The organism is Pseudomonas sp. P1.31, from assembly GCF_001269815.1.
In the GTDB taxonomy this organism is placed as follows: Bacteria; Pseudomonadota; Gammaproteobacteria; order Pseudomonadales; family Pseudomonadaceae; genus Aquipseudomonas; species Aquipseudomonas rustica.
In genome coordinates, this window is the sequence record NZ_LHVN01000013.1 from 236816 (window position 1) to 262760 (window position 25945).

Annotated in this window: 22 protein-coding genes; 13 read left to right on the forward strand and 9 right to left on the reverse strand. The window is 59.3% G+C overall.

The genetic code is table 11. The features are described from left to right. Nucleotides 1-8 precede the first annotated feature (8 nt). From AD669_RS09825 to AD669_RS09840, 4 genes are read right to left on the reverse strand one after another with little or no spacing between them, the layout of a single operon-like run. A complete protein-coding gene (locus AD669_RS09825) occupies nucleotides 9-656 on the reverse strand; it encodes a CpsD/CapB family tyrosine-protein kinase (RefSeq protein WP_008084477.1) in 648 nt (215 codons plus the stop codon). After that, complete coding sequence (locus AD669_RS09830) at nucleotides 656-1402, reverse strand: sugar transferase (RefSeq protein WP_053119140.1); 747 nt, start codon at nucleotides 1400-1402, stop codon at nucleotides 656-658. The genes AD669_RS09825 and AD669_RS09830 overlap by 1 nt, the downstream gene beginning before the upstream one ends. Nucleotides 1403-1420: 18 nt before the next feature. Next, a complete protein-coding gene (locus tag AD669_RS09835) occupies nucleotides 1421-2458 on the reverse strand; it encodes an NAD-dependent epimerase (RefSeq protein ID WP_053119142.1) in 1038 nt (345 codons plus the stop codon). Beyond that, nucleotides 2455-3807, reverse strand: coding sequence for a UDP-glucose/GDP-mannose dehydrogenase family protein (locus tag AD669_RS09840; RefSeq protein ID WP_053119145.1), 1353 nt, complete (start codon nucleotides 3805-3807; stop codon nucleotides 2455-2457). Before AD669_RS09840 ends, AD669_RS09835 begins: the two co-directional genes overlap by 4 nt. Before the next feature lie 390 nt (nucleotides 3808-4197). On the opposite strand from AD669_RS09840, the gene AD669_RS09845 reads away from it, so the two are divergent. Beyond that, a complete protein-coding gene (locus AD669_RS09845; protein ID WP_053119147.1) occupies nucleotides 4198-5904 on the forward strand; it encodes a sulfatase-like hydrolase/transferase in 1707 nt (568 codons plus the stop codon). A gap of 109 nt (nucleotides 5905-6013) precedes the next feature. Here the strand turns inward: AD669_RS09845 and AD669_RS09850 are convergent, their stop codons facing one another. Continuing rightward, nucleotides 6014-7030 (reverse strand): AraC family transcriptional regulator, encoded by a 1017-nt coding sequence (locus AD669_RS09850; protein WP_053119149.1) that lies wholly within the window; start codon nucleotides 7028-7030, stop codon nucleotides 6014-6016. A 71-nt stretch (nucleotides 7031-7101) separates the two neighbouring features. On the opposite strand from AD669_RS09850, the gene AD669_RS09855 reads away from it, so the two are divergent. Further along, nucleotides 7102-8037 (forward strand): LysR family transcriptional regulator, encoded by a 936-nt coding sequence (locus AD669_RS09855; RefSeq protein ID WP_053119151.1) that lies wholly within the window; start codon nucleotides 7102-7104, stop codon nucleotides 8035-8037. 268 nt (nucleotides 8038-8305) lie between these two features. Here the strand turns inward: AD669_RS09855 and AD669_RS09860 are convergent, their stop codons facing one another. Beyond that, nucleotides 8306-9226, reverse strand: a complete 921-nt coding sequence (locus AD669_RS09860) for a LysR family transcriptional regulator (protein ID WP_053119153.1) — start codon at nucleotides 9224-9226, stop codon at nucleotides 8306-8308. Nucleotides 9227-9322: 96 nt separating this feature from the next. On the opposite strand from AD669_RS09860, the gene AD669_RS09865 reads away from it, so the two are divergent. From AD669_RS09865 to AD669_RS09885, 5 genes are all read left to right on the forward strand, one after another. Next, nucleotides 9323-10165 (forward strand): AraC family transcriptional regulator, encoded by an 843-nt coding sequence (locus AD669_RS09865; RefSeq protein WP_053119156.1) that lies wholly within the window; start codon nucleotides 9323-9325, stop codon nucleotides 10163-10165. A gap of 98 nt (nucleotides 10166-10263) precedes the next feature. Next, entirely contained in the window at nucleotides 10264-12090 is a 1827-nt protein-coding gene (locus tag AD669_RS09870) for a DUF1302 domain-containing protein (RefSeq protein WP_053119157.1), read from the forward strand. A gap of 11 nt (nucleotides 12091-12101) precedes the next feature. Beyond that, nucleotides 12102-13439, forward strand: coding sequence for a DUF1329 domain-containing protein (locus AD669_RS09875; protein WP_053119160.1), 1338 nt, complete (start codon nucleotides 12102-12104; stop codon nucleotides 13437-13439). A gap of 144 nt (nucleotides 13440-13583) precedes the next feature. Then, nucleotides 13584-14933, forward strand: a complete 1350-nt coding sequence (locus AD669_RS09880) for a DUF1254 domain-containing protein (protein ID WP_053119161.1) — start codon at nucleotides 13584-13586, stop codon at nucleotides 14931-14933. Further along, the gene (locus tag AD669_RS09885) at nucleotides 14930-16309 is read left to right on the forward strand and encodes a DUF1254 domain-containing protein (protein WP_053119163.1); all 1380 of its coding nucleotides are present in this window, start codon (nucleotides 14930-14932) and stop codon (nucleotides 16307-16309) included. The genes AD669_RS09880 and AD669_RS09885 overlap by 4 nt, the downstream gene beginning before the upstream one ends. A gap of 197 nt (nucleotides 16310-16506) precedes the next feature. On the opposite strand, the gene AD669_RS09890 is transcribed toward AD669_RS09885, so the two are convergent. Continuing rightward, nucleotides 16507-18480, reverse strand: coding sequence for an alkyl/aryl-sulfatase (locus tag AD669_RS09890; RefSeq protein WP_053119165.1), 1974 nt, complete (start codon nucleotides 18478-18480; stop codon nucleotides 16507-16509). Nucleotides 18481-18618: 138 nt separating this feature from the next. Between AD669_RS09890 and AD669_RS09895 the strand changes: the two genes are divergently transcribed. From AD669_RS09895 to AD669_RS09920, 6 genes are all read left to right on the forward strand, one after another. After that, on the forward strand, nucleotides 18619-19272 hold the full coding sequence (locus AD669_RS09895; RefSeq protein WP_053119167.1) for an ABC transporter ATP-binding protein: 654 nt from the start codon (nucleotides 18619-18621) through the stop codon (nucleotides 19270-19272). Next, the gene (locus tag AD669_RS09900) at nucleotides 19269-21740 is read left to right on the forward strand and encodes an ABC transporter permease (protein ID WP_053119169.1); all 2472 of its coding nucleotides are present in this window, start codon (nucleotides 19269-19271) and stop codon (nucleotides 21738-21740) included. Before AD669_RS09895 ends, AD669_RS09900 begins: the two co-directional genes overlap by 4 nt. Next, a complete protein-coding gene (locus AD669_RS09905) occupies nucleotides 21730-22797 on the forward strand; it encodes a lipocalin-like domain-containing protein (protein ID WP_053119171.1) in 1068 nt (355 codons plus the stop codon). Before AD669_RS09900 ends, AD669_RS09905 begins: the two co-directional genes overlap by 11 nt. 166 nt (nucleotides 22798-22963) lie before the next feature. After that, nucleotides 22964-23206, forward strand: coding sequence for a hypothetical protein (locus AD669_RS09910; protein ID WP_053119173.1), 243 nt, complete (start codon nucleotides 22964-22966; stop codon nucleotides 23204-23206). Nucleotides 23207-23217: 11 nt separating this feature from the next. After that, nucleotides 23218-23397, forward strand: coding sequence for a hypothetical protein (locus AD669_RS09915; RefSeq protein ID WP_053119175.1), 180 nt, complete (start codon nucleotides 23218-23220; stop codon nucleotides 23395-23397). Between the two features lie 85 nt (nucleotides 23398-23482). Further along, nucleotides 23483-24067: a hypothetical protein gene (locus AD669_RS09920; RefSeq protein WP_053119178.1), complete on the forward strand. Its 585-nt coding sequence runs from the start codon at nucleotides 23483-23485 to the stop codon at nucleotides 24065-24067. Between the two features lie 322 nt (nucleotides 24068-24389). Here the strand turns inward: AD669_RS09920 and AD669_RS09925 are convergent, their stop codons facing one another. Together AD669_RS09925 and AD669_RS09930 are read right to left on the reverse strand one after the other, a co-directional pair. Further along, nucleotides 24390-25217 (reverse strand): glycosyltransferase family 2 protein, encoded by an 828-nt coding sequence (locus AD669_RS09925; protein WP_053119180.1) that lies wholly within the window; start codon nucleotides 25215-25217, stop codon nucleotides 24390-24392. Between the two features lie 300 nt (nucleotides 25218-25517). After that, nucleotides 25518-25907, reverse strand: a complete 390-nt coding sequence (locus AD669_RS09930) for an Imm50 family immunity protein (protein ID WP_082341418.1) — start codon at nucleotides 25905-25907, stop codon at nucleotides 25518-25520. Nucleotides 25908-25945 lie beyond the last annotated feature (38 nt).

Below are 25945 nucleotides of genomic sequence, written 5' to 3' on the forward strand. Positions count from 1 at the left end.
GCGGTTGCTTACAGGTTTTTGTAAAGCCATTTGGGCATGTAGTACTTGCGCCGGTTGAACACGCTGCCGACCACTTTCGCGCCAGCCTGCGTCAGCCGTTGCACGGCGGCCTGAGCGACTTCCCAGCGCGTGTCTTCGGCGCGCACCACAAACACCACGCCATCGACCTGAGTGCTGATCACCAGGGTGTCGGCGGCGGAATACACCGCGTCGCCGTCGATCACGACGAAGCGATACTGGCTGCCCAGTTGATCAAGCAACGGGCTCAGACGCTCGGCGGTCAGGTGCTCCATGGTGCGGATCGGCCGGCCATTCGGCAGTACGTGGAACGGCAGGCTTGAGACCTGCACCACGCAGTCCTGCAACAGCGGCGGGTTGTCCGGGTTGAACAGCAAGTCACGCAGGCCGCGCTCTTTGCTCAGGTTCAGCTGCTGCGTCAGATTGCTCGCCGACTGGCTGGCGTCGACCAGCAGCACTTGGCCGCTGCTCATTTGCGCCAACTGGCTGGCCAGCGCCAACGCACTGGTGGTGGTGCCCGCGCCGGGGTTGGCGGCGGTCAGGAACAGGATCCGCAGATCAAGATCCAGCACGGTCGAGGTCAGGTTCGATTCGCTGGGGTTGGCAATGCTCAGGCTTTTGTTGGTTGAACCGTCCATTAGCTTGCTCCGTGGCCGCTGAATACTTTGAAGGGGGTTTTCAACAGAATCTTCAGATCAAGCAAAAGGCTCTGCTCGGCGATGTAGCTGAGGTCCAACTCAACGCGCTGGTCGAAGTCGATGTTGCTGCGCCCGGAGATCTGCCACAGGCCGGTCATTCCGGGATAAATCGCCAGACGGGCGAGGTGACTGTCCTTGTAGCGATAGGCGTTGAACGAGGTCGGACGCGGGCCGACCAGGCGCATGTCGCCGGTCACTACATTGATCAGGTTGGGCAGTTCATCGAGGCTGGTGCGCCGCAGAAAACCGCCGATACCGGTAATGCGTGGATCCTGATCAATCTTGAAGTCGATGGCGTCGGCACCGTGCTTGTTCAGGTGGCGCAGCGACTCTTTCAATTCTTCGGCGTTGGCGACCATGGTGCGGAATTTGTACATGCCGAACTTGCGGCCGCGATAACCGGTGCGTTTCTGCACGAACATCACCGGGCCTTTGCTGGAGTACTTGATGGCCAGCGCCAGCCCGAGCAGCAGCGGCGAAATCAGCAACAAAATCATCAGCGCGCCGAGGCAGGCGACCACGCGATTGGTGCGTGACAACTGCCATGGGCGACCGCCGTCACGGCCAGTGAACCAGCCACGACCCTGACGGTGAATCGCTGCATCGAGGCGCATTCGCTGCTCCGGATCCATGCGTTTATCACGCTGCAGTTGTTGGATCGGTACACCTTTTTCATGTCCAGTCATAAAGTCCTCCGCTGATGTTCAGCCGCGAGCGGCGCGTGGGCGATAGGCAGTCGGGTAGTAATCGCGAAACCATGCGATGAAGCGTCCAAGTCCTTCGTCCAGCTCTATGCGTGGCTGGAACCCGGTGGCCTGGGCCAGATCGCTGGCGTCGGCACAGGTGTTGAGCACGTCGCCCGGTTGCAGCGGCAACAGCTCGACAATGGCTTTCTGGCCGAGGTGTTTTTCCATCAGCGCCAGATAGGTTTTCAGCTCGACCGGGTGTTGCCCGCCGATGTTGAACAACCGCCACGGCGCCATGCTGCTGGCCGGGTCAGGCTGCTCGCGATCCCACTGCGGTTGCGCTTGTGGTGGGCGATCGGTGAGGCGGGCAATGCTTTCGATGATGTCGTCGATGTAGGTGAAGTCGCGTTGATGCTCGCCGTAATTGAACAGCTTCAACGGCTCGCCTTCGCTGATCGCCCGGGCGAATTGGATTGGCGACATGTCTGGGCGACCCCAAGGGCCGTACACGGTGAAAAAGCGCAGGCCGGTGCAAGGAATGCCAAACAGGTGGCTGTAGCTGTGCGCCATCAGTTCATTGGCTTTTTTCGTCGCGGCGTACAGCGACAGCGGATGATTGACGCCGTCCTTCACGGAATAGGGCGTGCGCTGGTTGGCGCCGTACACCGAACTCGACGAGGCGTAGATCAAATGCTCGACCGGGTGATGCCGGCAGCTCTCCAGAATGTTGAGGAAACCATTGAGGTTGCTGTCGAGATAGGCCCGTGGATTTTCCAGCGAATAACGCACTCCGGCCTGCGCCGCGAGGTGAATCACCACTTGCGGGCGTTCACGGACAAACAGCGCGTCGACGGCTGCGGCATCGGCCAGATCAACCGTCGCGAGCTGGAAATCGCCGACCTGTTCACGCACCCATTGCACGCGGTCGTGCTTGAGTTGCGGGTCGTAGTAGCTGTTGAAATTATCCAGGCCGACCACCGAGTGGCCGTCGCGCATCAGCCGCAACACGCAATGAGCGCCAATGAAACCGGCCGCACCGGTGACCAGAATCTTCATGGCCGTGGTCCTTCGGGCGCGATATGGCGCAGGCCGATGCCGCTGTAATGCAGGCCGGCGGCGGCGACGTGTTCCGGGTTGTAGAGGTTGCGGCCATCGATGATGACTTTCGAGCGCAGCTTTTCGGCGAGCAATTCGAAATCGACCACGCGGAAGTTTTTCCACTCGGTGCAGATCACCAATGCATCGGCGTCTTCAAGGGTGTCGTCGCGGGTGGCGCACAGGTGCAGATCGTTGCGGTAGCCGTAGAGGCGCCGGCATTCGGACATCGCTTCCGGGTCGTAGGCCTGCACGCTGGCGCCTTCGGCCCACAGTGCATCCATCAGATAACGGCTCGGGGCTTCGCGCATGTCATCGGTATTCGGTTTGAACGCCAGGCCCCAGATCGCAATGGACTTGCCGGCCAGCCCTTGCGGGAACTGTGCTTTGAGTTTGCTGAACAGGATGTGCCGCTGCAGGTCGTTGACGTCGGTGACGCTGCGCAGCAATTTCAGCGGCATGCCGTTGTGTTCGGCGGTGTGCAGCAGGGCGCGCAGATCCTTGGGAAAGCACGAACCACCGAAGCCGCAGCCCGGATAGATAAAGTGGTAACCGATGCGTGGGTCGGAGCCGATGCCTTTGCGCACGGCTTCGATATCGGCGCCGAGCAGTTCGGTGAGGTTGGCCAGCTCGTTCATGAAGCTGATACGCGTGGCGAGCATCGCGTTGGCGGCGTACTTGGTCAGCTCGGCGCTGCGGTTGTCCATGAACATCAATTTTTCGTGGTTGCGGCAGAACGGCGCGTACAACTCGCTCATCTGCTCGCGGGCCGCTTCGTCGCGGGTACCGACGATGATCCGGTCAGGGCGCATGCAGTCGGCGAGGGCGCTGCCTTCCTTAAGGAACTCAGGGTTGGAGACCACGCGCACGTTCAAAGCGGTTTTGTCGCGTCGCTGCAGTTCACTGTTGGCTGCGGCGAGCACCTGATCCGCCGTGCCGACCGGCACCGTTGATTTGATGATCAGCGTACGATCGGCCTCCATGTGCGAGGCGATCTGGCGAGCGACATTGAGCACGTGGCTCAGGTCAGCAGAGCCATCCTCATCGGCCGGCGTGCCCACGGCGATGAAGATCAGCTCAGCATGTTCAACCGCATCACTGGCCTGGGTGCTGAACAATAAGCGCCCGGCTTTGATGTTTTCTTCCAGGGTGCTGGATAAACCCGGTTCACTAATCGGAGGAACTGCTTGTTGCAGTTGCTTGATTTTATTCGGATCAATATCCACGCATAAAACGCGGTGTCCAACATCGGCAAGTGCTGCTGCTTGTATCAGGCCAACATAGCCCGTACCAAATACGCTCACGTCCATATTGGCGTGCCTCGTAAGACGGTGGAAAGAGTTCGAAATGAGACTGTCAAAAGGGGTATAGCGCAGGGTGAGAAAAGCGTGTCAGCAAAATGACATGTTGCACCTGTATAACAGGCCCATTTTTGGGGGCGAATGGCCATCAAGTGCTTGCTATTGCTGGATTTGTCCCGTTCTTGACGCTTTTTTCACAATTCCATTAATGCGATAAACGGTCGCAGGCCGCGAAATTAGAGGCTTGCAGCAACTGGAGTGTGTCAGATTTGAGTCAACGTTTTTTTGACGCTTTAGGGAAAAGTCAGCCATTTCTTGCGCTTTGATGGCCGGGTGCTAGTGTCAGTTTTTGACCGACAAAACCTTGACCCTTTGCCGTTTCGCGTGACCGGAAAAGCCATGTTTCGATACCTGAAAGAACTGCTTTTAATTATTTATCTGCTGCTTTATTCCGAATATTACATTGAGCGGTTAAATGCTATCGGCCTCGGTTTTCCTGTACTTCTTTTTGGCGCGATGTTTTTGGCGCTTACTTTAGCGTTATATCTAACGGCCTATATACGCCAGACACTCATACGACATCTATTCGCATTGGCAATGTTTGCCTCGGCGGTGTTTTTTGATGTCTATACCCGCGTTACCGCGGATTACCTGAACTACAGCAGCTTCGTCTCGCTGGTCTATTCCGGTGGCTTCATTCAGGAGGCGGCGTATCAGTACCGCGACGCGATCCTGCGCGGGGTGCTCAGTGGGCTGTTGTTACTGTTCGGCATCGGCCTGAAACCTCGGCATGCGCTGGTGGTGCCGAACGCCTTGCGCGTGGCCGCGCCGATTTGTGGGGTTTTGCTGCTCAGCGCCGTGCTGTTTTTACGCGCGGGCGAGGGCGCCCGTGGCTTGCCGATCATGTACACGCCGCTGGCCTATCTGAACCTGTTTGCCTATGAGGCGCTGCACAACACCGTCGGCCCGCGTGAACCAGTGACGCTGGCGCGCGCCTCGCAACCGGTCGGCCATGACATCGTGCTGATCATCGACGAAAGCATCTCCGGCAATTACCTCGACATCAACGCGCCTTTTGGCGTGCACAGCAACCTCAAGCAGGCGCACGCTGGCGTCGATATTTTCAATTACGGCTATGCAGCCTCCATCGCCAATTGCAGCGCCGACACCAACGTCACCCTGCGCTACGGCGGCACCCGCGCTGATTACATGCGCATCAACAGCACGCTGCCGTCGATCTGGCAGTACGCGAAAAAGGCCGGGCTGCGCACGGTGTACATCGATGCCCAGCGCACCAGCGGCAATCTGCAGAACCTGATGACCGACACCGAGAAAAAGGACATCGACGAATTTGTGCAATTCGACAAAACCAGCGTGCGCGACCGCGACATGGCGGCGGCGGCGAAGCTGATCGAGCTGCTTAACGACGACAAAGCGGAGCTGGTGGTGATCAACAAGGTCGGCGCGCATTTTCCGGTGCACGACAAATACCCCGATGCGTTCATGGCGTACCGCCCGACGTTGCCGCGCGGTCAGTTCACCGAGGTGGCGGACACTGGTGAGCGCACCGGTTTCAATGGCCAGCCCGATGATTGGGTGCTGTACCGCAATGCCTACAAGAACACCGTGCTGTGGAACGTCGGCGAGTTTTTTGCGCGGGTGTTTGCGCAGGCCAATCTGAACAATGCGTTGCTGATTTATACGTCTGATCATGGCCAGGATTTGCATGAACGCGGTAATCCGGGGCTCAACACCCATTGCGGTGGCGATCCGGTGGTGGAGGAGGGGCTGGTGCCGCTGGTGGTGATACAGGGCAGCGATCTGAAAACGCTGGATTGGTCGGCGCAGTTGGCGGTGAACAAGGATCGCTCCAGCCACTACAACATTTTCCCGACGCTGCTGCAGTTGATGGGCTATGACCTGGCAGGGGTTGAGGCGGTGTATGGCAAGCCGCTGAGCGTGGCGACGGGCGATGAGTTCACGTTTAACTACCGGTTTAATGCGCGGCTGGGGGCGAAGCCGGAGTGGAAGCATATTGATTTGGGCAGCATTGTCACGCCGACGCAGGCGCCGGCGAGTGTGGCGGTGGAGCAGCCCTCACGGTAAGGCTTCTGAGGTCGGCAGCCTTGAAAGATCGCAGCCTTCGGCAGCTCCTACAGGAGAGCGCATTTCCATGTAGGAGCTGCCGAAGGCTGCGATCTTTTGATTTGGCTTTTCAATTTTGCCAGCGAGCCCGATAAACCCCCGGCGCACACCCCAACCATCTCAAACACGCACGGTTAAAACTCTGCACATCGCTATACCCCAACCGATCCGACACCTCGACCAGCTCCAGCTCTCCGGCCTGCAATAAATCCTCAGCCCGATACCGCCGATACTCATCCAGCAATTCGGAAAAACTCCAGCCCAACGCCTTCAAGCGTCGCGCCGCCGTGCGCTCGATCAAATGCTGCGCCGCACAAAACTGCTTCCAGTCCGCCGCTGCGAGATCCTCGATCAGGTAATCGCTGAGCTGCTCCAGCAAGGTCGATTCGCTGTTACGCCGCGTTTGCTCCAGCAACTCCACCAGCGTCTGTTCCAGCCCCTGATTGCCCGGCGTCAGCGCCGCGACAAACAGCTGTGGATCCAGCCGAATCGCCAGATAAGCCTGCTCACCCAGCACCGGCGCCCGAAAGGCGCGCTCATGTTCCTCGCTACTCGCCGAAAGCAGCGTCACGCCCACAACAGGATCACGCCCCAAACCGCTGGCGAGCAATTTACGCCGCAACATGCTGCACAGGCTGACCAGAATGTAATCGGCAATCGGCGCCGCCGCGCGCAGGCTGCCGGTTTCGACCAGACGTAATTCCACGCGGTCATCCTCACGCACGATCTGCGCGTGGAAATGGCCGTTGAAGAAAGGGAAGAAGCGCACGAAATAAGCGCAGGCACTTTCCAGCGACACCGCGACATCGAACAGATAGGTCAGGCCATTGGTGGCCGTCGAGACAAAGCGCCGTCCCGCCGCCAGACCGATCAGCGGGTCGCCGGTCTGCTCCAGTGCGAACGCCCAGAAGCGCCGCGACAGCACCAGCGGAATGCGCATGAACGGCGTGCGCAAATCGAACAGGCTGCGATGAAATTGCGCTTCGATGGCGTCCTGCGGGATGCCGCGCGCAAGCAGTTCTTCGATGGCCGGCAGCAGGGTCGGCGCGTAAAAGGCGTTGGCGGGCGGCTGATTGATTTTTGTCATGTAGGGCTCACCGCTTGATTCGGGACACTGGTTAGGCTGGCCGACGTTAAGCGATTTGCCGGAGCAAGACCATGCTTGATTTACGCCAGCTCGACCTCAACCTGTTGCTCGCCTTCGACGCGATCTACCAACAGCGCAGCGTCACCCGCGCCGCCGATGTGATGAGCCTGTCGCAACCGGCGATGAGCAATGCGCTGCGGCGCCTGCGTGAATTGTGCGGCGATCCGCTGTTTATCAAGAGTCGCTTGGGCGTGACGCCGACGCTGGTTGCGCATCGGCTGGCGGACTATGTGCGTGCGGCGCTGGAGTCGTTGCGTGATGGGTTGCGGATGATCCCGGCGGCGCGGCAGACCAATCCGTTGCTGCGCATCAGTTGCCTGGATTGCCTGCAACCGGTGCTGCTGGATGCGCTGCTTGAAGCGCCGCATGCCGATTGGCAAGTGCGCTATTTCCAGCCGCGCCGGCGTGATGCGTTGCAGGAACTGGCCAGTGGCAAGCTGGATATTCTGATCGACATTGATCAGCCGTTGGCCGGGTTGAGCGGCTTGCATAAACGCACGTTGGCGGCGGATCACTATGTGTTTGCTTACGGTGCGGCGTTGAAAGAGCCGCCGCGCACTTTGCAGGCATATTTGCAGCAGCCGCAGATTCAGGTCTCGAGTCGTAGGGACGGCTTGAGTCCGGTGGATTTGCAACTGGGGCTTAAAGGACTGCGCCGTACGATCGCGGTGACCACACAAAGTACCCTGGCGGCGAAGCTGATTACTGATCGTCAGCCGTTTGGCTTGAGTTTGCCAAGTCGGGTCGCCAGCGCATTGGGTTTGCAGCAAGCGCCGCTGCCGCTGGAGGATGCGGTGGAGCTGAAACTGGCGCTGTACATCGAAGCGCGATACCGCTTCGAGCGCAGTCGCGAAGAGGCCATGCATTGTTTACTGAATGCCCTCGGCGAGACCCAGCAAATCCCCGCGAAAACCCAGCACTTGTGGGAACGTGCGGGCTCGCGGTAGTGAGCCAGCCTCCAGTTTTCTTAATGCAAGAATGCGATCAACTGTGGGAGCGAGCCTGCTCGCGAAAGCGGTATCTCAGGCACCGCGAGGTTGAATGTGCCGGCCTCTTCGCGAGCAGGCTCGCTCCCACATTCTCCTGCCTGAATGCGATCAACTGTAGGAGCTGCCGAAGGCTGCGATCTTTTGATCTTGATCTTGAAAAACAGATCAAAAGATCGCAGCCTTCGGCAGCTCCTACAGGTGCGACGAACAGGAGATCGACGTTGAATTAGTGGTTGGCGGCGAGCAGGCGTTGGTCGACGCTGAGGATCGCGTCAACCATCGCCCGCGCCGCCGGGGTCATGGAGTAGCCGACGCGGCTGACGATGCCGTAACCCAATTGCAGCGCCGGGTCGTTGCGCGGCACATCGGTGAAATCGAGCAGATGAATCAGCCCTTGATCAACCTGTTCGCGCAGTGCCTCAAGCGTCGCCAGACCAATCGCATCAGAGCGCAACACCACCCGTTGAATCGCATCAAACTGCGCACATTCCACGCTCGGATTGAAATCCGGTTCACCCAAAATATCCGCGAGGATCTTGCGAATCATCGGCGGAATCCGCGTGCCCACCACTGGATAATCCAGCAGCGCGCGCAATTTCAAACCCTTCTGCCCGGCCAGTGGATGCCCGGCTCGGCAGAAAAAGCGTCCCGGTCGCGTGCGCAGCAATTGCACGTGATACTGCGGGTCGCCGACAAAATACCGCGCGTCCGCCACCAGAAATTCGATCTGCTGCTCACGCAACCACAGCGACAATTGCTGCCAGTCACCCTGATGAAAACGCGTGCGAATCGCCGGGTGTGCCTGAATGAATTCCGCCAGCGCTTCCGGCACCAGCACCTGCGCCGGATACGGCCCGCAACCGAATTGCAGTTCGCCGCCGGTGAGGCCGTTGTACTGGGTCAATTCGTTGTGCAACGCCTGACTGCCGGCAAGCAAACGCCGCGCATGCTGCAGCACCAGTTCACCCTGGCCAGTGAGGCGAAACTCGCGGCTGCTGCGCTCGACCAGTTCGCAGTCCAGGTCACGCTCCAGCGTCTGAATGCTACGGCTGAACGCCGGTTGGCTGAGGTTGATCGCTTCCGCCGCGCGGCCAAAATTGCGGTAGTCGGCGAGGGCCACGAGGTGGCGAAGCTGGCGTAAATCCATCATGCGTCTCCTGCATTCTGCGGATACTTTTAATGCATTGGATCGATAGCACGTTGGCTGGCATAAGTACACGCCTGTCCCTCGGTAATCGTCGCCATGTCGCATCCCATGTTCGCTTCCAGCGCCTTCACCCGCACCATTCTCGGCCACGCCGAACAGTCTGGCCTGTGCCCGCAAACCCTGCTGGCACGGGCCGGAATCTGCGCATCGGCTCTCGACGGTCACGACCAGCAAATTCCTGCGCACGCGGTCGAGAAACTATGGCTTGAATGCGAGCAGGCCGGGGCCGCGCCGACGTTCGGTTGTGAATTGGTCAACGGTCTGGCGACCACATGTCTGCAAGGCCTGAACATTCTGCTCGACTCGGCGCCGACGTTACGCGCCAGCCTCGATTGCTTTGTGGCGTTTGCGCCGCGCGTGACCAATTACGTCGCGGTCGAGTTGCAGACGTCGGGCGATGACGCGCATTTGCACCTGCGTCCGGTGCAGGGCCAGGCCCATCACTTTGGCCTCGATGCAGCAACGATTACCTTGGTGCGCAACATCGCCCGGCGATTGGGCAAGACGCCCGATGCAGTGTTCGTCAGCGTCACCTTATGCCCCGCACAAGCCGCCGGACACTGGTTGCGCAACAACGGTATTCGTGTTGAACAAGGCGCTCATCCGCGTCTGACCTTGAAGCGCTCAACCCTCGAAGAACCACTGCTCGGTGCCAATCCGTTTCTGCACCAGAGCATGCTTCGCCATTGGCAAACCGAGTCCTCCGCGCCGAGTCGCAACGACAGCCTGGAGCTGGCGCGGCACTGGCTGACCGCTGGCGATCAACCGATCGAACGCATCGCCGAACGCCTCGGTTATCGTCAGCCGAGCAACTTTATTCGCGCCTTCCGCAAACAGTTCGGCATCACGCCGAAGCAGTTCCGCCTCAACCCGCTGTAAGCACGCCGATGATTGGTTTTTGTCAGCCATCGCTTGTGTGTCAGTGCTGAGGGTTGGGCACCGTGTCAGTGCTGAGCAAACCTGACCGGAGCCCAATAATGATAAGAAAAAGCTCGGTTACGCCCCAAGTCCGTCCGCGACTTGCCCGGCGTGGCCACCCCCGTGCGCAACCCTTGACCCTGGCGATTCTCGCCGCACTGTCGAGCCCCGGCTACGCCACCAGTTTCGACCTCAACGAAGACTGGAGCCTGTCGACCAAAACCACCCTGACCCTGGGCAGCAGTTGGTCGACGCAGAACCCCGACAAAAGCCTGATGACCCGTGCCAACGCCCTGCAAGCCCAAGGCGTGCGCGCCAACGGCACCAGCGTCAGCGCCGATGACAACCGGCTGAACTTCGAGAAGGGCGACCCGATCTCGCAGAACTTCAAAGGCCTGACCGATTTCAGTCTCGATGGCCAAGGGCAGGGCGCGTTCATTCGTTTCAAATACTGGTACGACCACGCCTACGAAACCCGCAATGGCCGCTTCAAGGATTTCGACGATTCGGGTTGGGATGACCTGAGCAAGTTTCAGGGTTTCAAAACCCTCGACGCTTACGTCTGGAAGGACTTCCAGATCGCCGATCACCCGCTGAACGTCAAGGTCGGCAACCAGGTGTTGTCGTGGGGCGAATCGCTGCTGATCCAGAACGGCATCAACGTGATCAACCCCTTGGACATTTCCGCCTTCAACCGGCCCGGGGTGGAAATCAAAGAAGGCCAGTTGCCGGTGGAGATGGTCTCGTTCAGCTTTGGCCTGTCCGACACCCTCAACCTCGAAGGCTTTTATCAGTACAACTGGCGCGAAAGCGCACTCGACGGTTGCGGGACTTTTTTCGCTTCCAGCGATGCGATTCAGAAGGGTTGCGGGCCGCTGTACCTGAGCCAGGTGCAGACCGATCAGCAGATGCAAGCCGCCGGTTTATACGCCTATTCGCGCGGCAACGAGTCGCCGTCGGACAACGGCCAGTTCGGCTTCGCGTTGCGCAACATGATCCCGGCGCTGAACGATGCCGAAGCGGCGATCTACTACATCAACTATCACTCGCGGCTGCCGTATTTCACCCTCGATGCGCGCAACACCTCGCTGCCCGGCACCTTTCCTGGCGGCATTCAGGCGCCGAGTTATGCCGCAGCGTTTCCGGAAAATATTCACCTGTACGGCATCAGCCTCAACGGTGTTGAGCCGATCAGCGGCATCTCGCTCGCGGGCGAGTTGAGCTATCGGCCAAACATGCCGCTGGCGATCAATGCGCCGGACATCAACGTCGCGGTGATCTCCGGGCCGGGCGGCAATTCGTGGGTCGATCTGCCGCCGGGTTTCAACACCAATGCCGGCAGCCGTTACGACGGCTGGGTGCGCAAAGGCGTGTGGCAGATGACCGGTTCGGCGACGCAGGCTTTTGACAACATCCTCGGCGCCACGCGTTTGAGTCTGTTCGGCGAGGCCGGCGTTGTGCACATCGACGACCTCGGCGACGAACGTCTGGGCCGCAACGCCGCGTTCGGTCGCAGCGCCCCGCGCAATGGCTCAGCGTGCAACACCGTGGCGTCGGGCGTGACCAATCAGTACTGCACCGACAAAGGTTTCGCCACCGAGTGGTCGTGGGGTTATCGCCTGCGCGCGAGCCTTGAATACAGCGACGTGTTGCCGGGGATCAACCTGATTCCGGCAGTCAACTGGCGCCATGACGTCTCCGGCTATTCCTACGATCCGCAAGGGCCGTTTCAGGAAGGCCAGCAAGCCCTCGGCCTCAGCCTGACCGGCGTCTACATGAACGATTACAGCGTTGAACTGGCTTACAACACGTTCTTCGGTTCCAACGATTACAGCACCCTCGATGACCGCGATTTTGCCTCGGTCAGCTTCAAGGCCGACTTCTAAGGAGATCCCTCATGCGACTGCAATTGTGTGTACTGGCGCTGGCCTGCAGCGTCGGACTGGCGCAAGCCAAAGGTAACGATCCGGCACCGCTGGGTAAAACCCTGACGCCGATGGGCTCGGAAATGGCCGCGAATGCCGACGGCAGTATTCCGGCGTGGAGCGGTGGCTTGGCGAGCAACGCCGGTACCGTCGACAGCAAGGGCAGTTACAGCGATCCGTATGCGGCGGAAAAACCGTTGTTCACCGTCACTGCGCAGAATCTGGCGCAGTATCAGAAGTTTCTCAGCCCCGGGCAGATCGCGTTGTTCAAGCGCTACCCGGACAGCTACAAAATGAACATCTACCCGACTCATCGCAGCGCCAATCTGCCTAAAGATGTGCTGGAACAAAGTCGCGGCAACGTCGCGAAAACCAGCATGGCTGACGGCGGCAACGGCTTGCACGACTATGCGCGCGGCATTCCATTCCCGCTGCCGACCGAAGGTCTGGAAGTGATGTGGAACCACATGACCCGCTATCGCGGCGGCAGTTACGAGCGCATCAGCAGCTCGGCATTGGTGCGCGAAAACGGCGCGACCAGTTATGTGCGCAACCAGTCGCTGATCAACTTTGCCGATACGGTTTCCGGGCTGGAACCGGGCGCCAACACGCTGTTCCTGTTCAAGAGCCGCGTGCTCGAACCGGCACGTTTGTCCGGTGAAGCGGTGCTGGTGCACGAACCGATCGACCAGGTCGCCGAGCCGCGTTCGGCCTGGCAATACCTGCCGGGGCAACGCCGGGTGCGTCGCGCGCCGATGATCGCTTACGACAACAGCGCGCGCTACAGCAACGGCCTGATCACCGCCGACAACATCGACGGCTACAACGGCGCGCCCGATCGTTTCGACTGGAAACTGATTGGCAAACAGGAGCTGTTCATCCCTTACAACAGCTACAAGATCGGCAGCCACGCGCTCAAATACGACGAGGTGATCAAGCCCAATCACATCAATCAGGATCTGGCGCGCTACGAGAAACACCGGGTGTGGGTGGTGGAAGCCACGCTCAAGCCAAACGCCCGGCACATCTACGCCAAACGCCGGTTTTATGTGGACGAAGACAGTTGGCAGATTGCCCAGTCCGATCAATACGACAGCCGTGGCGAGCTGTGGCGCAGCGGTGAATTGCACGCGATTCAGCAGTACGACCATGGCTTCACCTACAACGTGCTGGAGACGTCCTACGACCTGATTGCCGGGCGTTATTACGCTGGCGGCCTGGCCAACGAAGAGACCCAGCCAATGCGCGTCGGGTTCGCGGCGAAGACCGACGACTACACCCCGTCGGATCTGCGGCGTTGGGCTAAATAACCTCTCACCATCACACAACCCTTGTAGGAGCTGAGCTTGCTCGCGAAAGCGGTGTGTCAGGCAACATTGATGTCGGATGTACCGGCCTCTTCGCGGGCAAGCCTTGCTCCTACAGGGGATTTGTTTTCTGTCTGGAGATTGTTTATGCGTCACTGGATTTGTGCTCTAGCGGTCGGCGCCAGCCTCGGCATCGTTCACGCCGCTGACCTTGATGTGAGCCAGGCCAAAGCCCTCGCACAAGAGGCTTACGTCTTCGCCTACGCCACCGTCGAACACGACAAAGTACTCACCGCGATCAATGCCAAACTGCCGTTCAATCGCCTCTACAGCGAACCGCGTTTGCTCGGCCCGCAAGACAACAAAGTCGTCTCGCCGAACAACGACACCTTCTATTCCCGCGCCTTGCTCGACCTGCGCGCCGAGCCGATGGTCCTGCAAGTGCCGGCGATCGAGGATCGCTACTACAGCTTCCAGTTGGTCGACCTGCGCACCGACAACCTCGATTACATCGGCACCCGCGCCACCGGCAATCAGGCCGGGCGTTATCTGATCGTCGGGCCGGACTGGAAGGGTGCAGCGCCGAGCGGTTTCAACGGCGTGATTCGTTCGCCAAGCCGCGTGGTGTTTTTGCTTGGGCGCACCGAAGTCAAAGGCGAGGCCGATCAAAAAGACGCCGCCAAAGTGCTGATGGGTTATGCCCTGCAGCCGTTGTCCCGCGCCACCAACAGCGTTGCACCTGACGCACCTGCGCCGTTGCATCTGCCGACGTATCTGGACACCAAACACGGCGAAGCGCAGGCCCTGTTCAACACCTTTAATGCCTTGGCACCGCTGCATCAATGGACGCCCAGCGAGCAGGCCAAACTCGCTCGATTCGCCGCGATTGGCGTGCTGCCCGGCAGCGCGTTCGCCCCGGCCGACAACCTTCGCCAAGCCATCGCAGAAGGCGCTGAAGCCGGCCGCGAGCAGGTTCGCGCGGCCTCCAGCCAACTGTCGAAAGAGCAGAACGGCTGGTTTCCATCACCGACCAACATTGGCAAATTCGCTGACGATGACCTGACCCGCGCTGCCGTCGCCTGGCGCTACATCTACGCCAACGACGCGGTCGAAGCGGTTTACCCGATGGCCCTGCACGATTCCAAAGGCCAGTTGCTCGACGGTCGCCAGACCTATCGCCTGCATTTCCCCGCCGGGCAGTTACCGCCGGTGAACGCCTTTTGGTCACTGACCCTGTACGACGGCAAAACCCAATTGCTGGCGAGCAATGCCATCGGGCGTTACGCCTTGGGCGATCGCAGCGCCGATTTGCACTACGGCGCCGACGGCGGCCTCACGCTGTTGTTGCAAGCGGACGCACCGGCACAGGCCGAGCAAGGCAACTGGCTGCCGACACCACAAGGCCCGTTCAACCTGCTGCTGCGTTTGTACCTGCCGAAAGCCGCTGCGCTGGATGGCAGTTATCAGTTGCCGACGATTGCGAGGGTCGAGCCATGAGTCTGACGATCAATCGTCGTCAGATGTTGGGTGGCATGTGTGTGCTAGGAGGAGGGCTGATGATGCCGCGCTGGTTGCTGGCCGATGAAACGCAATCGGTCGCGCAAGAGGCGTGGATCTACGCTTTTCCGATGCTGATGCATTACCAGACGATGGAGAAACAACTGCTTGATCCGAGCGCGGCGGAGTACGTCGGCGGCTTCAATCGTTTCCGCCATTACAGCCAGCTCTACACCCCGGCGAATCGCGAAATCGTCACGCCGAACAACGACACACCTTACTCCTGGGCTTGGCTCGATCTGCGCACTGAGCCGCAAGTGTTGAGCGTGCCGGCGGTGGATGCCGATCGCTATTACGTGCATCAACTGGTCGATCAGTACACGCATAACTTTGCCTATGTCGGCGTGCTCAGCACCGGACGCGAGGCGGGGGATTATCTGATCGCCGGGCCGAGCTGGCAGGGGCCGACGCCGAAGGGCATCAAAGCCGTGCTGCGCAGTGAAACCGAGATCGTCATGCTGCTCGGGCGTACCGGGTTGAAGAGCGCCGACGATATGCCGGCAGTGCGTGCGTTGCAGGAGCAATACCGTTTGCGTGGCTTGCATGAATACAGCGGCAGCCCGGGCCCGCTGGCCGCGCCGGCGATTGACTGGCCGGCGTGGGACAGCAAAACCGGGTTGGGGCCGTCGTTTATCGCGGTGCTTAATCAGATCCTTGCGCTGTGCCCGACTCAGCCTGCAGAACAAGCATTGCGCGAACGCTTCGCACGGATCGGCATTGTCCCGGGGCAGGCTTTTGACTTCGCCGCGTTGCCGGTCGAAAAGCAGCAAGCGATCGTCGCCGGAATCAAACTGGCGCAAGCGCAACTGCAAGAGACCGCCGCGCAAACACGCTCCACGCTTGGCCTGTTTGGTAACCGTGAGGCAATGCATGGCAATTATCTGAATCGCGCGGTCGGGGCGTATCTGGGGATTTACGGCAACAGTGTTGAGGAGGCGTTTTACACTGGCAGCCGACTGGATAATCAAGGGCAACCGTTGCAGGGCGGCCGGCGTTATCGCCTGCGTTTTGCACCTGGGCAATTGCCGCCGGCCAGTGAGTTCTGGTCGCTGACGTTGTATGACTTGCCGGATCGGCAGTTGGTGGCGAATCCGCTTGATCGGTATTGTTTGAGCAGTCGCGATCAATTGCAGCGCGATGCGGATGGTGGGCTGACGTTATGGATGCAGGCGAATTCTCCGGGGGCGGAGGAGGAGAGTAATTGGCTGCCGACACCGCAGAACGGAGCGTTTAATGTGATTTTGCGCTTGTACGGGCCGAAGCAAGAAGTGGTTGAGCAGAAATGGCGGATGCCGGTGGTTGAGGTGGTTGCTTGATTTTTGTGGTGCCTGGGAGATTTTACCCCCTCACCCCAGCCCTCTCCCCCAAGGGGGGCGAGGGGGAAAGGGAGCCGATCTTTGTGCTGTTCAAAACTTGAGTTCAACTCTATATCCCAAGTCGGCGTATCTCCAACATCCACCTCGGTCAGTCCCCTCTCCCTTCGGGAGAGGGCTAGGGTGAGGGGCTTTTGATCTTAAGGCGTAACGATATTGAACTGCGGCCCAAACGTATCCAGGCTGCCCATCAACTCGCCCAGTTTTTTCCCGTTCCCCTGCAACTTGATCAAGCCTTTCTGCATCGCCGTCGGGAAATCCAGTTGCTTGAGGCTGATCTTCTCCAGCGTGTCCTTGCTCAAACTGACACTCGCGTCCGCCGCTGGATTGAGCCCGGCCCGATGCGTCAGCACACCGTTGCGCAAGGTCAGATTAAAGTCCTTCTGCAGGTCATCAAACGTCCAGTTTAGCGTCAGGTCGTGATTCACAGCCTTGTCGCTGTCCAGCCGCACCGCCAGATAATCAAAGAACATTTCCGGGCTCATCGCCCGCACCATGTCCACCGACACCGACGTCCCCGCATGGGGCGGCACGCCGTTGCGCAGTTCCATCGCGCCGGTCAGGTACATGTTGCGCCAGGTGGCGTTCTCGCTTTGATAACCCAATTGCTCCAGCGTCTCGGCCTGTGCCTTGTGCGCCTCGGCGTTGTCCGGCTCGGCGAACAACAACTGATTGCCCAACTGCGCCGCCCAGCGATAGTCACCGCTGGCCATGGCTTTGCGCATTTTATCGAGCACTGCCGCGCCGCCGCCCATGGCCTCGACCGTGTGTTTGGCGGTGTCCACCGGCGGCAGCGGATTGAGGTTGGCCGGGTTGCCGTCGTAGAAACCCATGTAGCGCTGATACACCGCGCGGGTGTTGAAACTCAGCGAACCGTAGTAGCCACGGGTGTACCACTTCTGGTCGAGCGAGCCCGGCAGTTTGGTGATGGTATCGGCGATTTCCTGTGGCGTCAGGCCCTGATTGAGCAGGTGCAAGGTGCGGTCATTGAGGAACGCGTACATGTCGCGCTGGTCGGCAAGGAACGTGCGAATCCGCTCGCCGCCCCAGGTCGGCCAGTTGTGTTGGGCGAACAGCACGTCAGCCTTGTCGCCGTAGCGCGCCAGGCTGTCGTCGAGGTATTGCGACCAGGCCTTGGCGTCACGCACTTGCGCGCCGCGCGGGGTGAGGACGTTGTGCATCATCTGCGTGGCGTTTTCGGCCATGCACAGGGCTTTCAGCTCCGGCAGATACATGTTCATTTCCGCCGGCGCTTCGGTGCCCGGCGTCAGCTGGAACTCAAATTGAATGCCGGCAATGGTGCGGGTTTCCAGTTCCTTGGCGATCAAATCGGTCGGCGGGATCAGCGTGACCGTGCCGCCGGTTGGCGAACTCTTGCCCAGACCGGCATCGACCTGACCGTTTTCACCGCGCGGCAACAGGCTGCCGAACTGGTACTGCGCGCGACGGCTCATGGCGTTGCCGGCCATCACGTTTTCGCTCATCACGTGCTCCATAAACCCGGCCGGGGCGAACACCTTGACCTTGCCAGCCTTCACATCCGCCTCGTCGATCACCCCGCGCACGCCGCCGAAATGGTCGACGTGGGTGTGGCTGTAAATGACGGCGACCACCGGTTTGTGCGGACGGTTGGCGTAGTACAGATCCAGCGCCGCTTTAGCGGTTTCGGCCATGGTCAGCGGGTCGATGATGATCAGCCCGTCGTCACCTTCGATGATGGTCATGTTGGCCAGATCGAGGCCGCGCACCTGATACAACTTCGGGCTGACTTCAAACAGACCGGCGTGCGCATTGAGCTGGGCCAGACGCCACAGGCTCGGATTCACCGATTCCGGCGCTTGATCCTTGGCGAGGAAGTCGTAGGCCTGCACGTCCCAGATGACTTTACCGCTGGCGTCCTTGATCTGACCCTTGAACGGCGCGATCAGGCCTTTGCTGATGGATTCGAAATCGGTGCGGTCGCTGAAGGGCAGTTGCTTCAGAACAGCGGCGTTGCTGGCGATGGTCTGTGCGCTGGGGGCGACGGGCGCGTCGGCGGCGAGCACCGACTGGCTCAGACACGCGGTGATCAGGCAGGCCAACAGGCCGCGGGGGCTCAAAGTGAAACGTTGCATGGCGTCTCCGGTTTTTATCGTTATGGGTGAACCAGTTTCAGAGGGTAGGGCGGCGCTCTGGCGCGGCGGTGATCGTCAACGGACAAAAACCATTCAGGGCCGCTATCCTTGGCGCAGGTTCATTGATCAGGTTTTGCCATGCTTGAGGTTCGCAACGTCTTCAAAAGCTACGCCACCCCCCAGGGCTCCTTGCCGGTGCTGCAAGGCGTCGACCTGACGCTGGAGGCTGGCAGCAGCCTCGCGCTGATGGGCGAATCGGGCAGTGGCAAAAGCACTTTGCTGCACCTGGTGGCCGGTCTGGACAAGGTCGATCGCGGCAGCATCCGCAGCGGCGAGCATCGGCTGGAGGAGATGAACGAGGCGCAACTGGCGAACTGGCGGCGTACGGAAATCGGTCTGGTGTTCCAGCAGTTCAACCTGATCGGCAGTTTGCGCGTTGAGGACAATCTGGCGTTTCAAGCGCGACTCGCCGGGCGCCACGAGCCGCGCTGGCAGGCGCATCTGGTGCAGCGCTTAGGCCTTGGCGATCTGCTCAAACGCTATCCGGAACAGCTTTCCGGTGGCCAGCAACAGCGCGTCGCGTTGGGCCGGGCGCTGGCGTCGCAGCCAAAATTGCTGCTGGCCGATGAACCGACCGGCAGCCTCGACGAAGCGACCAGCGATGAAGTGCTGCGGCTGTTGCTCGAATTACTTAATGACACGCCGACCACTTTGTTGATGGTTACTCACAGTCAGCGGGTCGCGGCGCAATTGGCGCAGCGCGTGGTGCTGTCCAAAGGTCGGCTGACGTGATGGTTTTTCGCCAGACCCTGCGTGCGCTGCTCAGCCATTGGCGGCGCCATCCGGTGCAGTTTTTCAGTGTGCTGACCGGGTTGTGGCTGGCGACCAGTTTGCTGACCGGCGTCGAAGCGCTGAACAGTCAGGCCCGCGACAGCTATGCCCGCGCCAGTCAGATGATCGGCGGCGAACCGCAAGCCAGCCTGAGCACGCCCAGCGGCGCAACGTTCACCCAGCAATGGTTTGTTGATCTTCGTCGCGCAGGCTGGCCGGTGTCGCCGCTGTTGCAGGGCCGTTTGATGCTCAAGGATCACGAAAATCAGCGGCTGCAATTGATGGGCATCGAGCCGGTGTCGCTGCCGACGGACTCGGCGGTGGCCGGGCAGGCCATGCCGATCGAGCGCATTGTCGAGTTCTTCTCGCCGCCCGGCAGCACATGGATTTCCCCGGATACTCTGCAGGCCTTGAACCTCGCAGAGGGCGCCACGCCGCAGACGGTTAACGGCCTGGCATTGCCGCCGCTGCGGGTGCAAAAGGACATGGCGCCCGGTGTGTTGCTGGTCGACATCGGTATCGCGCAAACCCTGCTCGAACAGCCGGGGCAACTGTCACGGCTGTTGCTGCCCAAGGACTTTCACGCCGAGTTGCCGGCCTCGTTCACAGGTCAGTTGCAGCTGAAAAGCAGCGGCGAGGAAAACAATCTGGCGCGGCTGACCGAGAGTTTTCACCTCAACCTGGATGCCTTGGGATTTCTCTCGTTTCTGGTTGGCTTGTTCATCGTCCACGCGGCGATTGGCCTCGCATTGGAGCAGCGTCGAGGCCTGTTGCGCACGTTGCGCGCCTGCGGTGTCAGCGCGCGAATGTTGATCCTCTGCCTGGTCGTCGAATTGGGCATGCTGGCGCTGATCGGCGGAGTGTTCGGCGTGATCAGCGGCTATTGGCTGGCCAGCGTGCTGCTGCCGGATGTCGCCGCCAGCCTGCGCGGTTTGTACGGCGCGGAAGTGGCGGGGCAGTTGCGCCTGAGCCCTTGGTGGTGGTTCAGCGGTATCGGTTTGAGCCTGTTCGGCGCCTTGCTCGCCGGCGGCAACAGCCTGCTGCGCGCGGCACGTTTGCCACTGTTGGCCGTGGCCGATCCGCAAGCCTGGCATCAGCAATACGCGCGGTGGTTGCGTCGGCAAGGTTGGTTGGCGGCAGTGCTGCTTGCGATTGCACTGGCTGCGTTGATCTGGGGCGACAGTTTGGCGAGTGGTTTTGTGTTGATGGCCGGCTTGCTGCTCGGCGCCGCGCTGGCGCTGCCGGTGCTGCTCAGCGCGATCCTGAACCAGCTGCTCGGGCGCAGTCGTTCGGTGCTCGGTCAGTGGTTTCTCGCCGATTGCCGCCAGCAGTTGCCGGCGCTGAGTCTGGCGCTGATGGCGTTGCTGTTGGCCCTCGCCGCCAACATCGGCGCCGGCAGCATGACCTCGGGTTTTCGCCAGACCTTCAACGATTGGCTCGAACAACGTCTGAGCGCTGAGCTCTATATCAACCCAAGCAATCCGGCGCAGTCCCGCGAAATGTACAGCTGGCTGCGGCAACAGCCGAACGTCGCAGCGGTGCTGCCGAACTGGCAGGTGTCGGTGACGCTGCAAGGCTGGCCGGCGGATGTCTTTGGCGTGATCGATCACCCGCATTATCGCGAGCACTGGCCGTTGCTCGATTCCAGCGGCAGCGATCCGTGGGGCCATTTGGCGACGGACGATGCGGTGATGCTCAGCGAACAACTCGCCCGCCGCCTGAAACTGCAGGCCGGCCAGCACCTGACGATCCCCACGCCCAACGGCCCATGGTCGCCGCGCATCGTCGGCATCTACGCCGATTACGGCAATCCGAAAGGGCACCTGCTGGTCAACGTCAATCACCTATTGCGCGGCTGGCCGCAACTGACGCCGAACCGCTTTAACCTGCGTATCGAGCCGAAAAATATTCCAACATTGTTGAGCGCGTTGCAGACGCGGTTTCAGCTGGATGACAGCCGCATCGTCGATCAGGCGCGGCTCAAGGGCTGGTCGGTTCAAGTGTTCGAACGCACCTTCGCGGCGACGGCGGCGCTGAACAGTCTGACCCTCGCGGTCGCTGGCGTGGCGCTGTTTATCAGCCTGCTGACCCAGAGTCAGAGTCGCCTCGGTCAACTTGCGCCGCTGTGGGCGCTGGGCGTGACGCGCAAACAGTTGATGCTGCTCAACCTCGGTCAAACCTGGCTGCTGGCGGTGCTGACGTTGGTGTTGGCGTTGCCGTTGGGGATCGCGCTGGCGTGGTGCCTGGACGCGGTGATCAACGTGCAGGCGTTTGGCTGGCGCCTGCCGTTGCGGGTGTTCCCGTGGCAACTGCTGCAACTGATGGGGTTGGCGTTGCTGGCGACATTATTGGCTTCGGCATGGCCGCTGTATTCGTTGTACCGCACGCAACCGGCGGATTTGTTGAGGACGTTTGCCCATGAGGATTAACCGCCTGGTGCTGATGCTCGCGCTGCTGCTCGGCGGTTGCGATCAACCGGCGCCTGAGCAGCAGGGCTTTGCCGGGATGGGCGATAAGGCTGAGGCGTACACAGCGGTGGTGCCGGGGCGGGTGTTCAGTTTTCCGGCGGATCACGGCGCGCATGATGGATTTCGCATCGAATGGTGGTACGTCACCGCCAATCTCAAGGATCAGCAGGGCAATCAGTTCGGCGTGCAATGGACGTTGTTTCGCAGCGCCCTGAAACCCGTGCCGGAGCAGTCGGGGTGGAGCAATCAGGTGATTTGGCTGGGGCATGCGGCGGTGACGTCGGCGTCTGCACATCACGCCGCCGAACGTTATGCACGCGGTGGCGTGGGCCAGGCCGGCGTTCGCGTGGCGCCGTTTGACGCGTGGATCGATGATTGGCGGTTTAGCAGTCAGGCTGCCGATCCCTTGAGCGATCTACAGCTCAGCGCTCGCGACAGAGATTTCGCCTATCAACTGCACCTCACCGCCAATCGCCCATTGGTGTTGCAGGGTGACAAAGGCTTCAGCCGCAAATCCGCAGAAGGGCAGGCGTCGTATTACTACAGTCAGCCGTTTTTTCAGGCCAACGGTACGTTGCAGATCGATGGGCAGACCTACACCGTCAGCGGCCCGGCGTGGCTGGATCGCGAGTGGAGCAGCCAACCGCTGAGCGCCAACCAGACGGGCTGGGACTGGCTCTCATTGCATCTGGACAGCGGTGAAAAGGTCATGCTCTTTCGCACCCGCCAGAAGGATGGCGCGCCTTACCTGACCGGCACCTGGATCGCCGCCGACGGCCAGACGCAAACCCTGAGCGGCGATCAGATCACCCTCACACCGCAAGACACCGCCAACGTCGCCGGGCGCAAAATGCCGATCCGCTGGGTGATCAGCATCCCTGACAAACACCTCGACATCCAGATCAACGCGCTCAACCCCAAAGCGTGGATGAACCTGCGCATCCCCTACTGGGAAGGCCCGGTGAACATCACGGGCAGTCACCCGGGCCAGGGCTACCTGGAAATGACCGGCTACTAATTATCCAAACACCACAAACCCCTGTAGGAGCTGCCGAAGGCTGCGATCTTTTGATCTTGCTGGTTAAACGATCAAAAGATCGCAGCCTCCGGCAGCTCCTACACGGATCGGTTTGAACTCGCGTTGCTGTGGTGTCCTCTACAGAGAAACCTGTCGAGGATTGATCATGAGCGACGACCTGCAACCCCCAGACCTCACCACCTGGCAGCGTCTGTTCGACGATGAAACCTACTGGCAGCAATCCCCCGACGCTCACTACCTGGATCTGCAACGCATCGCCGACGACCTGCTCGGCCAAGGCGCCATCGACCTGGAGCAATGGCAGATCCTCCGTGCCAAAGCCGCTGACCTGCACAAGGATTCGCCCGCCATCAACGTCGCCCGCGAACTCGACGACCCCGAAGCCTGAGGACACCTACCATGAAACCCATCACTCCAAGCGAACACCCCGACGAACCGCGTCCCGCCGGCGAAACCGAGCGCGACAACGACGCCCTGCGCCCCACCGATCCCAAGCAGCGCCAAAGCCACGGCAAAGGCACCCCCAGCGGCGAATCCACCGCACAAGACACCGCAAAACAATCTCAAACCAAGCCCTGAACAGCGTCTATGCTTAATCGGACATACGTCGCCAAAAACGTTTTGGCGACGGTGGCTGCCATTCATCACAGGGAAAGTATTGCTTATGAAGCTCCACGCACTGGCCAAAGCCATCACCCTCGCAACCGTACTGTCCGCCACTAGCTTCGGAGCATTTGCCGCCGATATTCCGCTGTCCGCCACCATCGAAGCGGATCAGGTCACCACCAAAGTCGTCACCGTCGATCCCGCCAACCATCAGGTTGTGCTCGAAGGTGCGGAAGGCCGTCAGGTTCACGTACAACTCACCGACAAGGCAAAAAACCTCGCCAACCTGAAGGTCGGTGATCTGGTCAAAGTCCAAGTCCAGCGTTCTGTCGCCGCTTACCTGGATACCGACGTGGATAAAGGTCTGCCTGGCACGACCGAACGCACCGGCGAACTGCGCAAGGCGCCGGGCACCGATAACCCAGGCGGCGAAGCGTTTCGTCAGGTTCAGGTACAGCTGAAAATCACCAAAATTGATTTGAAGAAGAATCAGGTAACCCTGGAAAACCCGTCGGGCCAATCGAAAACACTCGACGTGAAAAAGCCTGAAATTCAAGCCAAACTGAAAGATCTGAAAGTAGGGCAGAGCGTCATCGTCACTTACACCGATATATTAAAAGTGACCAGTCAGCATGAAAGCTGAGTATTAACTCTACAGAATGATTGTTCTTGTACAGCTTTGTGTATGAGAACAATCATATAAAAGATTCTGTAGGAAGTTTGTCGGTAAATATCCGAGTGACGGAGTTTTAACTTTCCAGTACATAAATTTCACAATTCTTCATGACGACATAAGCGCCAACTTCAATTAAAATCCCTTCCGTTCGCCCAGTGTCAGGGCTCTTTACCGGTGCATGGATTGCCAGGCCATAACACTGGGCGAACACTTTAAACGAAGCGTATGTATACAAAATTCGGCAACAAAAAAGGGCGACTGAATAGTCGCCCTTTTTTGTGTCTTTAAATTATGCCGATGCTTGCATCCCGGCCTTGCCTCGCTGCTGCTCAAGACGCTTGATCGACGCCTCGTACATTTTCGTACGCCGATGATCCTTGCCGTAGGTGCCCGCGGCCGCGACCGTGCCTGACTGGATGTGATCCAGATAGCTGAAGATCTTGCGTGGCGACAGAAACTTGATGCCATAGCCCAAGCTCACCATGCGATCCTGCAGCGTATATCCAGGCACCCGATCATCCATGCAAAAGTGCAAACCATGAGACTTGGCCAGACGAGCATTCCACAACGTGCAAAAACTCTTCAGATGAGTTTCCCGATACGGCTTCGGCTCTTTGGTTTTCAAACCCAACTGAGTTTTAGCGCGACGGACATAATGCTTGCAGAAACGCGAAGTTAATCGCCATGTCTCTCTGAGCATTCCGCGATTGATTTGCTCGACACAACCGACGGCAGCCATGTCCGGTTTATTCGCGCACTCACGCATCATCATCGCAAACACCTCTTTGTCATAAACAAAGGTATCGGTGTGTAACAGAAACAGATAATCGGTTTCAACCTTGTCCAGCACCAGATCCAGCGCCTTGCCATGCGCGATATGACCGGCTTCACCTTTCACAGAAGGGCGCTCGATCAGATTGATCCAGTCGAGCGTACGCAGGTAATCGAGACTGGCGTCTGCGGAATCGTTGTCCACCACCCAAACCGGAATGCGCTGCTCCTGAACGTGCTCACGCAGCAGCTCAAGGCACATTTTGGTCAAGTCCGGCGTTTTGTAATTCACCAGCACAACGCTGAAATTCGCCTGCTGCTGGGCTGGAAAATCTAAGGCTTTCATATCAGAAGGTCTCATCCGCGACTCATGGGCGACAGTGGTTCATGGGGCGGGATGGTAGCGATGGAACCTTAGGTGAACCTTAATTTTGGGGTTAAGGAAGGGGCAAGGTTTGTTGGGGGGCGGCAGGCTGGTAGGTGAGCAAGAGAACAGTGGTGCCATCGGGACGTTGCTATGGATGAAGTGACGACGCGACAGCATTGAAGGCGATTGAAAAAGAAGTACCAGGAGCGGGTTATTTTTCTCAAGTCACAGTGCTTTTTATTGAAAGTTAGGATTGGGGAAGTTTTAGCGTCAGTAGGTCTAAATGGCACCATCGTTGCGGTAGGCCTTAATGTTAGCGATAGTAATGCTTTCTGCTTTAAATGTGGCGCTGCATGAGTCATTGATCTCAAGTTTAAATTTGTAGATTTGATCATTTTTTGTGATCGATATGCGTGCCACTCCAGTAAAACTGAAATTTTCTACCTTGATGTCTTTGACATTATTAATATAGATACCAAATTCATACTCGTTATATTGTTTTTCTAGCCATTTTTTGGGTGCGAATGCCTGCTCTATTTCACTATGTAGTTTTAAATAAATGCAATTGCTTTCTAACCGTGCATAGGCAATACACATTTTTGCTGGCGAGTGGCTCTCCCCAAAAATAGAAGTCCACTGTTTTTTATTAGAAATTGAAGATGTCCACATGCTTTTTCACTCTGATAAATTCCGGTATCCAATTTTTT

Excerpts from the sequence above, each read along its gene's own strand:
- AD669_RS09890 (WP_053119165.1), bottom strand. The coding sequence starts at position 18,480 with ATGCAACGTTTCACTTTGAGCCCCCGCGGCCTGTTGGCCTGCCTGATC.
- AD669_RS09895 (WP_053119167.1), top strand. The coding sequence starts at position 18,619 with ATGCTTGAGGTTCGCAACGTCTTCAAAAGCTACGCCACCCCCCAGGGC.
- AD669_RS09880 (WP_053119161.1), top strand. The coding sequence starts at position 13,584 with ATGCGTCACTGGATTTGTGCTCTAGCGGTCGGCGCCAGCCTCGGCATC.
- AD669_RS09885 (WP_053119163.1), top strand. The coding sequence starts at position 14,930 with ATGAGTCTGACGATCAATCGTCGTCAGATGTTGGGTGGCATGTGTGTG.
- AD669_RS09920 (WP_053119178.1), top strand. The coding sequence starts at position 23,483 with ATGAAGCTCCACGCACTGGCCAAAGCCATCACCCTCGCAACCGTACTG.
- AD669_RS09845 (WP_053119147.1), top strand. The coding sequence starts at position 4,198 with ATGTTTCGATACCTGAAAGAACTGCTTTTAATTATTTATCTGCTGCTT.
- AD669_RS09850 (WP_053119149.1), bottom strand. The coding sequence starts at position 7,030 with ATGACAAAAATCAATCAGCCGCCCGCCAACGCCTTTTACGCGCCGACC.
- AD669_RS09915 (WP_053119175.1), top strand. The coding sequence starts at position 23,218 with ATGAAACCCATCACTCCAAGCGAACACCCCGACGAACCGCGTCCCGCC.
- AD669_RS09835 (WP_053119142.1), bottom strand. The coding sequence starts at position 2,458 with ATGAAGATTCTGGTCACCGGTGCGGCCGGTTTCATTGGCGCTCATTGC.
- AD669_RS09860 (WP_053119153.1), bottom strand. The coding sequence starts at position 9,226 with ATGGATTTACGCCAGCTTCGCCACCTCGTGGCCCTCGCCGACTACCGC.
- AD669_RS09870 (WP_053119157.1), top strand. The coding sequence starts at position 10,264 with ATGATAAGAAAAAGCTCGGTTACGCCCCAAGTCCGTCCGCGACTTGCC.
- AD669_RS09865 (WP_053119156.1), top strand. The coding sequence starts at position 9,323 with ATGTCGCATCCCATGTTCGCTTCCAGCGCCTTCACCCGCACCATTCTC.
- AD669_RS09840 (WP_053119145.1), bottom strand. The coding sequence starts at position 3,807 with ATGGACGTGAGCGTATTTGGTACGGGCTATGTTGGCCTGATACAAGCA.
- AD669_RS09855 (WP_053119151.1), top strand. The coding sequence starts at position 7,102 with ATGCTTGATTTACGCCAGCTCGACCTCAACCTGTTGCTCGCCTTCGAC.
- AD669_RS09930 (WP_082341418.1), bottom strand. The coding sequence starts at position 25,907 with ATGTGGACATCTTCAATTTCTAATAAAAAACAGTGGACTTCTATTTTT.
- AD669_RS09925 (WP_053119180.1), bottom strand. The coding sequence starts at position 25,217 with ATGAAAGCCTTAGATTTTCCAGCCCAGCAGCAGGCGAATTTCAGCGTT.
- AD669_RS09825 (WP_008084477.1), bottom strand. The coding sequence starts at position 656 with ATGGACGGTTCAACCAACAAAAGCCTGAGCATTGCCAACCCCAGCGAA.
- AD669_RS09905 (WP_053119171.1), top strand. The coding sequence starts at position 21,730 with ATGAGGATTAACCGCCTGGTGCTGATGCTCGCGCTGCTGCTCGGCGGT.
- AD669_RS09910 (WP_053119173.1), top strand. The coding sequence starts at position 22,964 with ATGAGCGACGACCTGCAACCCCCAGACCTCACCACCTGGCAGCGTCTG.
- AD669_RS09875 (WP_053119160.1), top strand. The coding sequence starts at position 12,102 with ATGCGACTGCAATTGTGTGTACTGGCGCTGGCCTGCAGCGTCGGACTG.
- AD669_RS09830 (WP_053119140.1), bottom strand. The coding sequence starts at position 1,402 with ATGACTGGACATGAAAAAGGTGTACCGATCCAACAACTGCAGCGTGAT.